Below are 16384 nucleotides of genomic sequence, written 5' to 3'. Positions count from 1 at the left end.
TTATAACTCACCAAGCTGCTACAGCATAACACCTGCGCTCCCACAGTGATGTTAAATCACAATTTCAAAGTTGCTTAACCCTAGTTTGTAATTATATCTTGAATTATTTCTGGAGAATCATGATTCCATGTTAATAATGCCGGGCATTGTGCCAACTATTCCTAGCATACTTCTATCATTTTGTAGGGCAAATTGGATTTACATTGTTACAATCAAGGATTTGTAGATTAAGCTCTCCTAAAAATTTTGACCTTCCACAAGGCTTATCTTGAATTGTCTTGGGAAAAGTGACATACAATTTCTTTTGGGCTCTAGTTACCGCAACATACATTAATCGCCGCTCTTCTTCCTCTGTAGTAGGTGGCTCAGCCTTCTCTCTACAAGACTGGACATCCACAAACTTGAGCTCTACGGCATGGCTTGACGGTAACCCTCCATCATTACAGCCAATAACAAACACATTCTCAAAGGCTAACCCCTTACTCCCGTGAATCGTTAAGAAATACAAAGCGTTATACTTTTCGTCATGATACTTCTCCAGATTCCCCTTCATTTCTTCTTTTCGCTTCAGCATTCTTTCATAGAACCCAAACAATTCAGTCCAAGCATTATATTTTTCTAGTTCGTTAAAAATCCAGTCTTTTTCCTCATCCGTTACGTTTTCCTTAACTCTTGGAAAATCTAAAAAGTACTCTGCTACTGCCTTCATGTTAACTGGTTTATCCTGCTTTAGGTCAACTAAAAGCGACAGATACTGCTTTAACGGTACAGTATCTTTCTCCTTATTTCTTGTCTTGGCAACCACCAAAGATAAAGCTTCTTGAATCACATCAGAGAAAGTTGTAACATCCAGATTCTCATACCAATGCACAATTGCATTCTTATTGACGAAGTAATGTCCCAGCGCATTAGTTAAAATCGACCTCCACAACTGAAGCTTATTACCCTGCGATGCCACTAACTCCTGCCACATTTTAAATATATTGTGGAAGTCTTGAATAGAAAAGATTCCCATTACATCATCCATTTTTTCAATTACATACGGAACTCCTCTAACATCTAAGGCTTGGAACATACTCTGAAGCTGCCTTCTCGATCTATATAACACAGTCGATTTTGTGTAGTTAATGGGCTCGACGATACCTTCCAGTTCAAATGGCTCTAGCTTACCGATCTCCTGCGATCTCGTCAGAATCCAATGAGCTTCTTCTTTGGTATCCGAACATGCTACTATCACCGCATCGCCATCATCCTTATGAAAAGACTCCATCGATTTTTTAATCCGGTCATGCTCATTGTAAGAGATTACCCAATTCCCTGCTTTAACGATATTAGGCTTTGATCTGTAGTTTCTCATCAACCTTATTTCATGAGTGTTATAGGTCTTTGGAAAATCCTTTATGTAACTAGGCTCTGAACCTCTAAACATATAAATTGACTGATCATCATCTCCTACTATGATTAATTTCGATGTACTTGCTGGGGGACAAATAAGCTTAACTGTCTCCATTTGTAGAGGATTGATATCTTGGAATTCATCAATGAAGATATAATCATACCTGTCTTGAACGAAGTCTCTTGCTTCTGGATATTGAAGCAATGCATTGTACAAGTTAATTAAAAAGTCATCATAAACAACGATTTTCTTATCTTTTCTTGTCTGATTCAATTCATCAAGCATTAAATTGAACCGGACACTAACAGGAATGTCCTCCTTATCATCAATAACGCTGTCGAAATGCTTTTCGATGTATTCGGTCATTTGGCCTCTCGAGAACCCCATGTTAGTCCAGAAGCTCACGCGTTCGAAAATCGTCTTCTCATTGTACTTGTCAAACTTAAATAGACTGTGTTTGTTAATGAGTTTACGAAGCTCTTTTTTATACTCAAATTCACCCTCATCAGCATTTCCCCCTTGAATTCCTATTGATGCATAAGCAGGATTCTGCCTCTTCAACTGATTAAACAAACTCATAAAAGTGCCATGAAAGGTACTCACATTAACTCTTGAATTGTCTACTCCGAGGAAAAGATTAACTCGTCCTTCCATTTCCTCTTTAGCCTTGCGAGTAAATGTCATCATGCAAATCCGATTGGGATTAACTTTTTTCATTTGGATAAGGTATGCGACCTTTGCGCAGATAGTTTCTGTCTTTCCACTTCCAGCTCCGGCAATAATCTGCAGATGTTTCTCCATATCATATCGAATCGCTTCAACTTGGTTTTCGTTGAAAGGATTTCCCTTGATTTTCTCTATCACTTCAAAAAAGTTACAATCCCAATCAGTAGCATGTACCGAGTTGACGGACTCTGGGGATTCCAACATTCTACCGAATCTTGATTCATAAAACGACATTTCCTGTTCCAAATCATGTAGCCTAAAGTTAGCCGCTTTTGTTTCCTCCCTAAGCGCGGTAACCTCATTTGTCAATTCAGAATTAGTAGAAGATAGAACAACGTACTTTTTACTCAATTTCTCCATTTCCTGCGTTTTATTATGGAAAGCCTGATTTAGCTTTTTATATTTCTCTTCAAATTCACTTCGTGACTTCTTCAAATTAATGATTACGTTATTCGCTACGGCACGTTCTTCAGCAGCCTTGTTAAGTTCAGAACGAATTCTATTTCGTTCGATATCCAACTCGTTCATTTTTTTTGAAAGTTGGTTTAACTGACCTAGTAATTTATCTCTTCCAGTTAATTTACCTATCAATCTGTTCAATATCTTAGTTCCTCCATCATAGGTGATAACCATATTGTACCACTGTCCTGTTTAAGCGGAAATCATTACCTAAATAAAATAGAAATTCCTATATCCTCTTCAATCAGAAATAGAAAAAAAGAACTGTGGATGTGACTCAAGTAATGAGTCTATTGTCCAGCGAAAAAATAGTATTAGACTGAAAAATAAAGTTTTAGACTGGCGACAGGTAATAAACTATTTGGGCAGATTAGTTAAAAGTGCGATGAGGGTAACACCCGTTATGCGGTAATATTGTTATCAAGGAGGGATTCCGTTCGAAACAGTCGAATCTGCAGAAATGGCTTGGCATATCCCTTTTTATAATCGCTTTTCTGTGGATCGGGGCTTATTTTGCAATACTGGTTGGAATAAATTTTTAATAAACTCAATTACTGGGCTAATACGCCAAAGGTTCTTAACCTAACGGAGAATTTCCTTTAAAAAGGAATGTTCATTTCGTATCCGATTAAAAGGAAGTAAGTGTTATTATTATATTAAAGATGGTTGCTCTTATATTATAGGTGGAGAAAGCTTTAATACGATATATGTTACAATATTAATACTTTGGAGGGAGGCACACCACTGCAATAAGACTTATAACGAAATTAAGTTCTTGATAGATCACCTCAAGCTCATATTATGAAACTGTTCTTTAATAAAGGAGTTGTATAAAATGAATGCAAATAAACGTACAGAAATAAAACGTTCTTCAAAAGCAGAAAACATTCTACCTCAGATCAATAGTAAAACTAAGCTAGGCGACATACGAAAAATCGCAAAGGACATTAATAAAGATAGTTCATGAACAGGAGTAACATAATCACAAAGTGTACGAATTGCTATAAATGAATGTTTATGGATCAAATCTGCTATATGTTCCAAACCTACCTGTTCTTCACCCGTTGGATGCTCTAGTCATTCATAAGTTTTTTGCTTTAGAAAGCTCCATTTTTTCACGACGTCGACTGACATAGGCCAGTACAGTACGTTGTCCACCAGGAAACTGATGTTCCTCACTTAGTCGTTGAAAAATGCGTACTCCTAAATGTCTTTGCTTGCGGGGTAACAAGCGATCCTCTTCTAGCCAGGTTTCTACTATTTCCATATAGGGATCCATAACAGGAAGTTTTCATATTCTCTTTACTAAAGGATAATTCCAATTGAATTCATCCTCATATTTCTTTACGTTTCTCCAATTCACCTTTACTTGATTATCAATTTCATCAATTGAAAGCCTTTCAGATTTTCCGGAAAATTTGATATAGTGCTGTTGAGGCTTTTTCAGCAACCTTTTCTGTCTCCTCTCGTTAACTCAAAGCAATCTTAACGATTTGAGGGATTTTGGATGCTACATGTGTCATTTTTTAATGCCATATTACTCTGGACTTTTATTATGCAATATACAACCGATGTAAATTTTGTTTCGCTGTTAATTGCGTTGATATATTCTATTGAAAAAAAAATCTGAATTAAGTACTGCTTCGTACAAACATACCTCCCAATGATTTAGACCATATCTCTTCGTTAATGAATTAATTCTTCTTTGAATATTATCTTTTTGCTCTTCAATTGATAAAACAGAAACACCTTCTAAAAGTTCAAGGTATATTCCTGTGAATTTATCACTGACTTGTTTACTAAATCTCTCAAATAGATGTAGATCTCTATAATGGAATTCAATTGTATTAAAGAAGCTCTCTGTGATTCCGACTTCATTGCTGAGCGAAAAAGAAATAACTGGAATATCAGATTCTTGAACATATTCAATATGAATATTGAGTACTTTTTCATTGGGTAGTTGATCATAATAAAAATTAATGATCCTTCTAGTTTCACCTTCCAGCCACTTTTCTCCCTTATTTCTATTACATGTTCCACATGAAGGTATCAGATTAATGGACAGGACCGAAAACTCGGGAAAAGTACCTTTAGGAAGATAGTGATCTAGAGTATCAGGTTCGCTGATTCCACAATAAGGACATACTGCTTGCATAGAGATTGTCTGCATTTTCTTAATAATGATTTCTTTTTTGTTAAGTTCAACATTATTACTATAGCAACTTTGAAGATCTATTTTTTCCTCATCTGAGAGATGAGAAAGAGGAATTATTTCATGTAAATTGTATATTTTTGTTAAGTATTCGGTATATCTTTGATTTACAAGGCTTCTTAAATTACCTAATCTATTCTTTCTATCGTTGTTTTTTTTACTAGTAATATCATCATACAAAGAGATACCAATGTGTTGTGGAGGATTTAAGTTAATCATTTTTATGTGTTCCTTTTTGTTTGAATAAGATTTTTAGATATGTTAAAGCATTCAAACTAAGATTGTCTTCAAATATAGCTTGAATTCCATCAAAAGTAAGATTTTCATCATTCACCATTTTTTCAAGCCAAACTTTGTAATTACTTTCAATGTTCTTAACACCAAATATTTCATTTGTGATATTGCTAAGATTCTCCCCAAATGACTCAAGATCAAGTTTTTTTACTGTTGGTGTATTTTGGATTCTCTTGAAGACATGTACATATTTCGATGGTGTTTCTTGAATGATAATTGGAGAATGTGTAGAAATAATTGCATATGACTTAAATTCATCTAAAAGTACATTGAACATTCTAATTAAATTTGACATAGCATTCGGATGAAGATGTAACTCAGGTTCGTCAAATAATAGAATTGATTCGTTTTCAATGTTGGCAATAACATCAGTTATAGTTGATAGGATGATATTTTGTCCTGAACTTATATGTATATCAAAATTACCTTGTTCTATTTGGTCAAGAATATGAATATGTTCTTTCTCAATGATATGTTCTAAGATCTTTCTCCATTGTTCTTTTCTTCCTTGTTTTACAACTTTGTTATAAGAAGTAAGAAAGTTTTCTTTTATCTCCTCTAGCGTGTAGACACCATTTCCCCCCTGAATACCGCAATAAATATAACTAAATACACTTTTACTTCCTTTTTCTGAATATTCATTTTGGTGGGGCTTTTCGAAGTTATCAAAGGCACTATAGGATATAGCAATTACTTTACTGAATAGAGGCCTTGAGGGTGTAAAGATCCCATGATTATGCTTATATCCACTTAGAACATTACCTAGCTTAGACAATACTTGAGTTTTCCCAGTTCCATTTTTACCTATTAAAACATTTATTCTAAACGGGAGCCTCTTATCTTCTTTAAAATTGAAATCTATTGAGTGGTCCATAGTTGCAGATTCTAATTTACACGAAAAATTGAATTCAAATATTCTTTTTTCTGGATTTTTACCGAAGAAATCCTCTTCTGCTTGGTTTAGCGCCTTTTCTGCTTCACTAAATCTCAGTAACGAGTTCTGAAATGCATCTAAATTTTCAAACTTTTTTCTTATATCTTGATGAATCGCTGAATCCCTTAATGCAAACAAAATCTCTTTTGAAATCAAACCTAATTTAGCAAGTTTCTCATAATATTCAAGGTCTTGTCCTAAGGAACAATAATCTTCATCTAGTTGATTAAAGGTTTCATCCATTACATTGCGAGTTATTAACGTGTCTATTTTATAAATTTTTACTCTTCCTATATGTTCGTGCTTGTTTTTGGATTCATGATAATTCAAAGAAAATAATGTTTCATAACGATACCAGTCATCCCAAGTATCAACTGTTAATACCACACAAGGATATTCTGCATCAAAGGGAGCATGGTACGTTTCGCTTTTATAAAAGATCATTATTAATATCTTCCTTTCAAGATAAATAAAAAATAATATGGAATTACGATTTTTATATTTCGCTAATAAAACACTCTCTTACGTTACTTACATAAGTTTCCACAAGGAACATTCTAAATCCTATCTATTTTCTCCTTCAATATGCTAAGATGAATAAATAGATTTTTAAAACAATGATTCTATTAACTTCGTGTAAATCTTTAATTGTACATTATCATGAGCAACTATTGCGTTTTATTTATTTGAAGTAAACAGGTGTAGTATGACACCCTATTTATATTCATTAGTCCCTGACTAACCATGTTTTCTTAAGAACTCCAAAATTGGCCCAATGTAACATGTAAGATTTCAGAGTCAATACATTACCCAAAATAAACACAGAGATCGAACCTTAATATCGGATAGAAAGATTTTCTTTATTTATTCTGTTAAGCTCTATGTTTATATGTAAAAACCTGTCATATCGACAGGTTGGATAATTTATTAGTTTGTGCCATGCCAAAAACAAGGAGCGCCTCATTTCTGTTAAAGAAGTCAAGAAGGTGCTACCTACTGGCTCCTGACCTATTAGGGCAGCTGTTTCCTTGAGAGGTCACTGCTCTATATACGCTAAATCCTCTAAGTGTGTATCAATTACCACAAAAAATCTATAAAAGTCTTATATGCTCCACGTTAGACTCCGGGGTTAACTGGTACACATACATTTTAGCATGTTGTTGCTCAGAAGTGCTTAAAAGTAATTTATCGATCAATCTTATCCCATTAAATTTATGCTTTAGTTCAAATATAATCAGGAAGCGATGCCAAGCTCATTAATCTTCGGATTTGCTCCTCATTTTGGTTCCTAAGAACCATCTGAGAAGCTCTTAAAATAAACCGCTTTATGCTTGAGAACGCTTCTTCGTTATATTTATCAATGTCTTCATGTAATCTGTTCAAAATAGCCATATTCCAAGCCAAATACTTTCCAGGTATCAAAATATCTGATATGTCCTCCCAACCTGCATCAACATACCCCATAGAACGATATTTATTCTTTAAGATGCGATCGCATTCTCCCTTGCAACACCATAAGAATGCTACGTAAGTTTCAGTTTCAGGATCTTCTTTAAAAACGACAATCCCATCACCTTGAGGTAATAAATCCTTCCCGCAATTCTTGCACAATAAAGGTTCATACTCAAAAAAAATATTAGCTGGTCTTGGATGATCTTCTTCCCACTTCGAGAATGATACCGGAAAATATCTCTTTGCAAGTATCTTTCCTTTTGGGTTTTCAAGAAGTATTTTCTCTATTAATTCACGATCAAACACCTTCACATCAAAATAACGTTTTAAACCATCTAATGTCCTTCCAAGTGGCGAACTAATTATCGTTGAATACAAGCCGATAAAACCCTTAGCACCAAGAGCCTCAACTCTTCCTTTAATATCTATTTCATCGTTATTCAAAACCGCCCTTCCAGAATGAGCATTATGCTTGCAACTCACTAGCCAATCGATTTCAGTGTTTCCAATTATTCCTTCCCTCTTCTCTGTTATTATTAAATCTCTTCCACCATCTTGGCCTCGGTCAGGTCCTTCTTTAATTTGGAATCCTAACATAATAAAAAAATCTCGAGCAAACATTTCAAAAGTATCCTGTAAACCATTTGCTAGATTGGCTTGAGTAATCTCCTTGAAATCTAAAACTGGCATTTTATAACCTCCTTCTAATATACTCGCTTTTAATCTTCATTCTATCAAATCTAATTTACTAAAGTGAAGCAATTGAGATTAATATTAAATAAAATACTAGTATTTTACAATACTTTTGTAAATAATCAGTTTTCAGATATCAATGAATAATCTAATGGTCAATTCTCTTTAAGGTAGAGAGAAAGTTAAGAGAAAAAACATAAGGAAATTCTATGACTTTTTGCCTCAGAGCAAGTTGAGGATAATGGCAACATATATTGAGGATAAGTTTAGGATAATAGAACAAGGTACAAATTAAGTAATACGATTTAAAATAGTTTTAGATAGGTTATCGACCCATCCAGTATTAACCTGTTTGCTGCTTGCATTTTATCTTGTATCCTTACTTAGTATCTCAAAAGAGAGGATGTATGAAATTAAAATGCAATTGAATTTTCCAAATGAAATGACAACAGAGGAGTTTTTAACTCTAGTGTCTACGTTTTTAGCAAGATGGGTAAATAATTCCACCACTAAATTAATAATAAAAGAAATGAGAATAGGTCTGGTATCAGATGGTATGGAATATGATTTAAGTCATTCCGGGAAGGAAGCAGTTTTCAAACTTTCTATTGAAACCGAAGAGAATGTTATTTCTCATAATAAAAAACAGCGAAAAATAGAAGTTCCCTTGATTAAATTGTCAGAATGGATGTTTACTAAGGACAAAGAATTTCATATTCCACCTGGAATTGACTTAGAAATTGATTATGTTGGTGACACAAAAGTATATTATAGTGATGACGTGTTACCTGTTTACTCTATTGAATCATACTGCCGAAATAAAGAAATTATTTTTTTGAAAAATCCAGATTATAAATACGTCCAAAAATCAATAGCAATTGAACTAATTTCTAAAGATGTGTTAGATAGGCTTAAAACTATTGCAATATATTCTACTAGAGAGGGTTTAAGTGAATGTATAAAGTTAAATGATTTAGAGTTGGCTTTTGGAAAACCTATATTACATGACAAATATGATACAAATACACAATACGTTACTTTAGCTAGAATCAAAAAATTGGAGCCATATTTAAAAATAAAAAAACCATACGGAAAACAATATAGTTACTTCGACAAATCTGATCATCTTATTGAACAATTTACTGATATATATGACTTATATGAACTTTTGGAAGATAACGGACTTTTTGTTATAACACAAAATGAATTTATAGAAAATCATTATATCAAATATTTATCAGACTATGATTTAAGTACTTTCCCAAAGGAAATGAAAATAAAAGAAAAAGCTGTCGTTTGTGGTGGTTTTATAGATAATAGTTTTTCAACTACAGTTCGGCCTTTATATAAAACAGAAAAAATTTTAAGCGAAAGTAGTTACACTGCGATAATCCCAGATGAGAGTTTGAAGAAAGAATATCTTTGTTGTCCTGTCCGTTTTTTACACAAACTAAAAAATATAATAAATAAAGAAAAAGGTATTAATTATAACAACCTGATTCCTCTTGGATTGACTACAAAGTATGACTTGATTTTCACAAAAATACCATTGCATATAAATGAAGAAATAAAACAGTATATCATGTTCAAAGAGAAACAAGATGAACTAAATAAAATGAAGTACTCTTTTTAATTACATTCGCCATCTTAAATTCCACAGCGGTTGCGTTGATTACAAATATTCTAACAACAATTTTACATTCTTTGATTCCAATGTTATGCATACTTATCTGGAAATAACTCGTTAGCATCGACTATATTGTATTGGAATATAAATAAATTAACATGCAGCCCTAGAAGAAACGATTTCCATAACCTTTAAGAAAAACATTTTCAGTTATTAGTAAATCAAATTCGTATTAATAGTAAATAGGAGACTCTACTATTTCAACTTTTATTTTTCGTCCCCTTGACTTGGCCCCAATGAGCAAGTAGCGTAGGTTCGTTCTGACTAACTTGTTTGGATGTAGAGAGGGTTTTATCATTATCTGGGTACAGAAATTTTTTTAGATCATTTAACCCTTTCACCGCACTTTCATTAAATTCTAGAATTTCTGGTAAGCCATAATTTTGACGTAACCTTTTTACGTTGCTTTGAGCAACAATGCTAAGCAGGTACTGGCTAAGATTATCATTTAGCAATATTAATTTGTTCATCTCATTTTTCAATTTATCAACTTGCGTATTGAGATTTTGTATTTGTTGACTGTTATTTTCATCTGATTCAAGGAGATTATATATCATTTTTTCTACAGGTAGAAGTAATGATAGCAGTTTCTTAGGATTAGATGAATACTCTTCTATATAGCGTGCAATTGGAGGTATTTCAAAATTAGTAGAATCAAATTTAGAATAGTTTCTTATTGGTGTATTCACTTTTTCAATTAAGTGGCGCCCTTGTTTTGCCCAAACGAAACGATTATACGCAATAGGATATCGTTCATTATATTTATTATGCATTTCATTTGAATACTCAGCCATTTTTATAAATGTAACTTGGCCAGTTGGATTTTCTTTTCTGTAATTTATTAGTAACTCTTCAAGGATTCTCATTGTTTTTTCATTATCGTATAGTCTTTTTCTTCCTACTTTGCTATTCAAATGATTGATCTCCTTTTGCAGTTATAATCAATGTTTTTATTATTGATGAATCCTTTATTTCTCCCTTTATTTTTTTTGTTTCTTGTTTTAAACTTTCCTTTGCATGTATATTGAAATCTTTATCATCAATTAGAGAGTAAGCTTCATTCCAGTAACGTTCAATAATCTTTATTCTGTTGTGGATATTTTCGAGTATCTCTTTATCCATTATCATTAATTCATCTAACCTTAAACTTAATACTTCTCTAGATATCCAATACTTAGAACACAACAAACATGAGCGAGTAGACTCACATCTCATTTGCGTAGCATCAGTACAATACCCACCTTCATCCGTCTCTATAACATCTTTATAGTAATTAATTGAACGTAATGATTTAACTTCATAATTTTCTAAGAGTAGAGGAGAATTATAAAGAAGGTTACTCTTCATACTCAGCATATTCATACGAGTCATTTGATATATTTTAGATTGTACAAAATAATCAAGATGCCTCTGATAATGTAATTGACTTTCCAATTTTTTATGTCCGCCTAGTCTAGCAATGGTTAACGGATCAATTCCTTGTAACATTAGAGAACAAAAAGAAAAGTGCCTCGTATCATTAGGCTTAATTCTCTCAATGTCAACAAATCCATATTTCTCTTCCACAATCAACTTATAAAAAATTTCTAATAATCTTTTGAAATTCATTACATTAAATCTATTAGTATTTCTTTGACCACTTGGGTTTCCCTTATGCTTCCTTGAAATTAATTCTTCTCTATACATCTTATATGATATTAAGGTCTCTGAACTACCATATGTATTGGAGTATTGAATGTAATCTATAATTTGTTTTGTGAGACCGAAAGGAATTTCTAACGTATCATCCATATCTTCATGCCTATGCTGATATGAATGTTTACTCCTAGTTATAATAATGCTTCCTCCTGTCTCGTGCTGCTTTATACAATCCCTCCTTATATTACAGAACTCCCTAATCCTCATTGGAATTATTGAAGTTAACTTCCACCAAATAACTATTGGTGAAAAAATACGCTTTTCATTCTCAGTCCAGTGATTCATAAAGTGATTTATGATATCTTGAAATGTTATGACATCATAAAAGTTAGGTAAACTTCTGATATTGTCCTTGTTATCAGCAGGAATTGAGTTCAGACAAACAAGATAATCTTCACTATTTTCAATTTCAGTAAAAAGTAAAAAGCTTTTTACTGAGTAGATATAATGTCTTTTCGTACTATCTGAAGATAACCCAATGATATACTCACGTAAATTCTCTACTTTTGAAATATGGAATTGCTCTGTAATCGGAAAAACAATTCTTAGTGCATGTAAATAACTATCTATAGTTTCTGGGAAAATCCGATTAAGTGACATTGCACACCAACACTTCACCATATCTTTAAATAGTGTCGGAAATCCTTGAAATCTCATTATTAAAATATAGTCATTAGTCTTAGAAAAGACCCATTCATCATCTTCAAACTCTCCTCTATGAAGTAGCTTCTCATTAGTCAATTGCTGCATTATTATTTTGGATTCTTCTATTGTATCATTGTAGTTAAAACTATACTCCTCTGCGAAATCTAGTTCTATTAAATATTCAGTTTCAGGGGTACCCATACAAATAATCACCTCTTAAATACTTTTTAATTTCTCTTCAAAGCCTCTTTCTCCGCCCTCATAAAATGACCATACAAAGTCCTCTCCAAAAGTATCAATGGCATAGCCAATTGAGGTCATAAGGTTTTTAAGAAATTTTTCTTCTCTTTTTCTTGTACCAGTTGTTTTCGCTGCTTTGAATGAGTTAACTTTTATTATAAATTCATCAAATAGGGCACTTATTGCCATATAGTTTGGAATTGAATATTTACATGACTTACAATCAAATTGATTTGATTCTCTAAAGCATCCTGGATACGTAAGACATTGTATATGTTTTTCTTTAGAGGGCAATTCCCTTAAATATATTTTCCGAACTAATTCGAATGCTTCAGATGGAGTGAGTTGTTTTACCTTTTCAATAACTTCTAAGCGTTCATTTTCAAGATCATTTAATTCTTGAAAGTTTATTTCTCGTTCCATCGGAGAGACAATCGAAAACTTGTCGTTCTCTACTGTTTGTATGTATCCAATTATTATTTCAATTAATTTAGGTGATAATACACTTCTTACTTTTTGTATCTCTAAAGTCTGATCAAAGAAGGACTTTTTCTCTTCAGAAATCACATTCATTAACTCATTGTATAGAAAGCCAAACTCCCCACGATTAAAGAGCGCTTTAGTTATTTCACCAAACTCTGATGTTTTGTTAATATATTCTTTTGTAATATCAGAAACATGACCCCTTAATTTAGCTACTATCATGAAGGCGGAATTTCCATCTCCATAATTTCGTTGAATGGAGTAATATAAATGAGTTAATATACTTTTATTCATCTTCCTATTTCCAAATTTTAAATTTTCAAACTTATCAGATGAGCTAAAGAACAGTTTAATATTCCAAGGTGATGGTTGGTTATTTTCAGTTAAAAAATTCATTAATCGCTCAGTGTAGAATTCGCTTTCTCTACGATGAAACTCATTAATACACATTGCTGTAGCAATGGGAATAACAAGGTCTATGTTACAATAAAAGCTCCTTTTAATATTGGTTTTTGATATTCGAAGTTCATAATTTCTTAATTGGTTAATAATTAGTTGACCTTGTGCTAATGTAATTGCTTTACCAATTTGAAAATATCTAATATCTTTAATGCCTATGTCTTCTGGGAATACCTTTGGAGTATTTACAATATCCCCACTCCTCCAAGCATTAGATAAGTGGAGCAATACAAAAAGCCACGTGGAAGAGTACAAATAACTATCTACAGACGAATTAACATGATGGTTTATATCATTAGTATATTCGTAGATACTTTTAAGTTCTTCAAAGGTGAAAATATCATCTTCGTTAGCAAGATCATGACTTTTCTTTTTCGGTTGAGGATTTTTTATCTTACTCATCTCAAATTTACACATTCTTTGCTGAGATAAGAACTTCAGAAATAGATAGAATTTATATTTATGAGTTCTTACAGTAATTGACTCCATGAAAGATCTAATCTCATCGTTACCGTAAGAGTAAACTTCTTTTTTTATTCTTTCCATATTTTTCGCTACACTTAGTAGACAGTTTATAGCATGAATTATGGAATTTTTACTAGCATTAGATTGAGATATCGTAATCTCACAAAACTTCTGAAATAGCTCTTTTGTATGGCTCTCAATTTTTATTTTTTTATAAAAATAAAAAAAGTAGTCATGTGGATCTGAAGGTGCAGATCTTTTAAATACATAGTCATCAAGATCACTCCTTAAATATATTACGCTTGTTAAAAATTTTGTTTTTCCATACAGCCAAGACTCACATGGAACTTGAATTCTTCTAATTTTTGAAGTTAGCGTCTGCTGTAGGTGTTTGCAACCAAGTAGTTTTTTCGCTTCGTTAGTTGAACAGTAATCTCTCTCAATAATCTTGGCAGATTCGTAAGCTTGTCTTACAATTGAAAACAAATAAAGTTTTCGGCTACCTGAAAATATTGGTTCTCCAAAAACCCCTTCTTTACTAGCTACCCTCACCTGATCTGCACTCGCACTAAATAACTCTTGAATTCCTGCAATATCAATGTAAGTAATATCGCATTTAAATTCTTGTTCAATTATACTATTCGTCCCTTCTCTTTTCTGGTTATTTCTTTCGCTATCTATTGTTTCTATTGTTATTTGTTCGTTCTTCAAGTTAGCAATTACTTTGTCTTGTGTGATTCGAAACTTTTCCCATTTATGTATTTCTTCGTTCTTAATGTTAATACGGTTGTATAATGCCTCAACTTCCTTTTTACTAAGATAATAAACACCTTTATAGGGATACGAGTTAATTTCTTGATACAGGGACATATTGCGGTAATTATTATTAATAAATTCATGTATCTGACTTGCTTCATCAAATAAGATATAATCGCCACTATTTTGGATGAGGTCTGAATAACTCTTTATTGATGCAATTGATACAAAGGATCTATAGTGATTAATACAAAATGGAAGCTCTATAAAATCAATGATATGATTAAGTTTTTTTTTAATTGGTTTGATGTCAGTTTTTTCATTTATTCCTAACACCTCTACTAAAAATTTACGGAAAGAGACATATTCAGAACTTATTTTCTCTAAATAAGTAACAAGTGAATTAATAGATTCAAGTGATATCCTATGGTCTTCACTAAGGTTTAAGTAGCCATGTTTAATAAAAAGATCAATTTTTGTATACTTCCATCCCGTTTTTTTATATAATTCATACCTGTTCAAGCTGTTTTCATTCATACTTAAAATCTCCGTTTTCCCACATGTTTTCTAAGCCTGCTTCAATTTCAATCTGAATTCTATGTTGTGACATATATCCTATTGCTGTATCAAGACCAGCGTCATCTCTAAGGATTGCTAGTTCTTGAGGAGAGGAGACCAACTTGGCCATCAGATTGGTATAAATACCTCTACCTATATGCGTTGACCACGATGTTCTAGCCAGTAAAGTATAATATTGAGACCCTTCTAGTAATTTCAAAAAATTTTTTTTAACTTTATTAAATCTTTTTTCGTAAACTGCACCTGTCATCGGTTTACCCTTGGAATTAATAAACAATGCAATTTCGTTATTCTTGGCATTATTAAGTATGTATTTGTAATGGTACTCAATTATTTCTCTTAAATAGGGCAACCGTTGTATTATTTGACTTCTTGGTTTCTTTACTTGGTTTTTAGCTGCATCCTTGTATTGTGAAAATAGTGATGTATTATCTTTAATAATAACTTCTAGACCATCTTTTCCATATAGTCCTTTTAATATCAAGGAAGATCTTGTTAAATTAACTATTTCCCCTTTCCTAAGTCCGCCAAAAAATTGAAAATATATTCCTAATGTAATATCAGGAGCTACTTTTCTAGATACCTCAATAAAATAAGTTATAAGTGAATCTGTAGGAAATGCCTTCAACTTATTCGAGGATATAAGGTTATTCTTATGCGGTAACGAAAACCCATTACCTATAAAAGGAGACACAAAATAAAGTCTACCATTTGCATTATGGTGGTAATTAGGTTTAATAATTTCATCTAATAACTTCATCTTACTTAAATAATAATAGAATCTAGTAAGATAACGATTTGCAATTTTCAAACTTGAACGTGAAATAGTTTCATTTCCTTTTACTTTCTTACGTTTCAATTCATTTAAATATATAACTCCATGTTCAATTCTAAGTTCAGACAATGAACTAATCTTTATCCCTTCATAATTATCAATATAAGTCCAATTCAAAAACTTCTTAATCTCTTCTGCGGCACTTTTTTGTGAATTAAACGAATTCGGGAACTCATCTAAAATGAACCTACTAATGGGATGAACCTTAAAAAAACCAGTTTCGGTATCTATCACGCAAATACAAACACCTTCTCTAATATTTACATCTTCTTTGTTATTAACTGTTCTCTTAACTTGAAAACGATAGCTCATTTTCCTCCTCCTATTTTCCTCAATAAATATAGTATGAGATTTATTTATACCATACCTAT

General features: G+C 32.3%; 10 protein-coding genes and 1 pseudogene. 2 read left to right on the top strand and 9 right to left on the bottom strand.

The features are described from left to right. Positions 1-175: 175 nt before the first annotated feature. A complete protein-coding gene (locus tag NV377_RS17750; protein ID WP_258202131.1) occupies positions 176-2722 on the bottom strand; it encodes a UvrD-helicase domain-containing protein in 2547 nt (848 codons plus the stop codon). Positions 2723-3416: 694 nt separating this feature from the next. Here NV377_RS17750 and NV377_RS17745 point away from each other — a divergent pair. Continuing rightward, positions 3417-3539, top strand: a pseudogene (locus NV377_RS17745) (DNA alkylation repair protein); the annotation flags it as partial. Positions 3540-3662: 123 nt separating this feature from the next. Here the strand turns inward: NV377_RS17745 and NV377_RS17740 are convergent. The 4 genes from NV377_RS17740 to NV377_RS17725 all read right to left on the bottom strand — a co-directional run bounded on the left by NV377_RS17740 (position 3663) and on the right by NV377_RS17725 (position 8163). Then, positions 3663-3848, bottom strand: coding sequence for a hypothetical protein (locus NV377_RS17740; RefSeq protein ID WP_258202130.1), 186 nt, complete (start codon positions 3846-3848; stop codon positions 3663-3665). Positions 3849-4172: 324 nt separating this feature from the next. Next, positions 4173-5012, bottom strand: coding sequence for an HNH endonuclease (locus tag NV377_RS17735; RefSeq protein WP_258202129.1), 840 nt, complete (start codon positions 5010-5012; stop codon positions 4173-4175). Then, positions 5005-6465, bottom strand: a complete 1461-nt coding sequence (locus tag NV377_RS17730) for an AAA family ATPase (RefSeq protein ID WP_258202128.1) — start codon at positions 6463-6465, stop codon at positions 5005-5007. Before NV377_RS17730 ends, NV377_RS17735 begins: the two co-directional genes overlap by 8 nt. A 780-nt stretch (positions 6466-7245) precedes the next feature. After that, the gene (locus NV377_RS17725; RefSeq protein ID WP_258202127.1) at positions 7246-8163 is read right to left on the bottom strand and encodes a PDDEXK family nuclease; all 918 of its coding nucleotides are present in this window, start codon (positions 8161-8163) and stop codon (positions 7246-7248) included. Between the two features lie 406 nt (positions 8164-8569). On the opposite strand from NV377_RS17725, the gene NV377_RS17720 reads away from it, so the two are divergent. Then, positions 8570-9799 (top strand): hypothetical protein, encoded by a 1230-nt coding sequence (locus NV377_RS17720; RefSeq protein WP_258202126.1) that lies wholly within the window; start codon positions 8570-8572, stop codon positions 9797-9799. Positions 9800-10053: 254 nt separating this feature from the next. Here the strand turns inward: NV377_RS17720 and NV377_RS17715 are convergent, their stop codons facing one another. Genes NV377_RS17715 through NV377_RS17700 form a run of 4 tightly spaced genes read right to left on the bottom strand, consistent with a single transcriptional unit; the run spans position 10054 to position 16325 of the window. Next, complete coding sequence (locus tag NV377_RS17715; RefSeq protein ID WP_258202125.1) at positions 10054-10767, bottom strand: hypothetical protein; 714 nt, start codon at positions 10765-10767, stop codon at positions 10054-10056. Further along, a complete protein-coding gene (locus NV377_RS17710; protein ID WP_258202124.1) occupies positions 10760-12397 on the bottom strand; it encodes a site-specific integrase in 1638 nt (545 codons plus the stop codon). Before NV377_RS17710 ends, NV377_RS17715 begins: the two co-directional genes overlap by 8 nt. 15 nt (positions 12398-12412) lie before the next feature. Continuing rightward, on the bottom strand, positions 12413-15136 hold the full coding sequence (locus NV377_RS17705) for a hypothetical protein (RefSeq protein WP_258202123.1): 2724 nt from the start codon (positions 15134-15136) through the stop codon (positions 12413-12415). Continuing rightward, positions 15129-16325: a site-specific integrase gene (locus NV377_RS17700; protein WP_258202122.1), complete on the bottom strand. Its 1197-nt coding sequence runs from the start codon at positions 16323-16325 to the stop codon at positions 15129-15131. The genes NV377_RS17705 and NV377_RS17700 overlap by 8 nt, the downstream gene beginning before the upstream one ends. Between the last annotated feature and the right edge of the window lie 59 nt (positions 16326-16384).

The sequence above is a fragment of the Paenibacillus endoradicis genome, from assembly GCF_024721975.1.
This window is presented reverse-complemented; position numbering and strand designations above follow the sequence as displayed.

What these genes read in the sequence shown, in the direction of transcription:
- NV377_RS17730 (WP_258202128.1), bottom strand. Translation starts at nt 6,465, where the DNA reads ATGATCTTTTATAAAAGCGAAACGTACCATGCTCCCTTTGATGCAGAA.
- NV377_RS17700 (WP_258202122.1), bottom strand. Translation starts at nt 16,325, where the DNA reads ATGAGCTATCGTTTTCAAGTTAAGAGAACAGTTAATAACAAAGAAGAT.
- NV377_RS17735 (WP_258202129.1), bottom strand. Translation starts at nt 5,012, where the DNA reads ATGATTAACTTAAATCCTCCACAACACATTGGTATCTCTTTGTATGAT.
- NV377_RS17720 (WP_258202126.1), top strand. Translation starts at nt 8,570, where the DNA reads ATGTATGAAATTAAAATGCAATTGAATTTTCCAAATGAAATGACAACA.
- NV377_RS17710 (WP_258202124.1), bottom strand. Translation starts at nt 12,397, where the DNA reads ATGGGTACCCCTGAAACTGAATATTTAATAGAACTAGATTTCGCAGAG.
- NV377_RS17740 (WP_258202130.1), bottom strand. Translation starts at nt 3,848, where the DNA reads ATGGAAATAGTAGAAACCTGGCTAGAAGAGGATCGCTTGTTACCCCGC.
- NV377_RS17725 (WP_258202127.1), bottom strand. Translation starts at nt 8,163, where the DNA reads ATGCCAGTTTTAGATTTCAAGGAGATTACTCAAGCCAATCTAGCAAAT.
- NV377_RS17705 (WP_258202123.1), bottom strand. Translation starts at nt 15,136, where the DNA reads ATGAATGAAAACAGCTTGAACAGGTATGAATTATATAAAAAAACGGGA.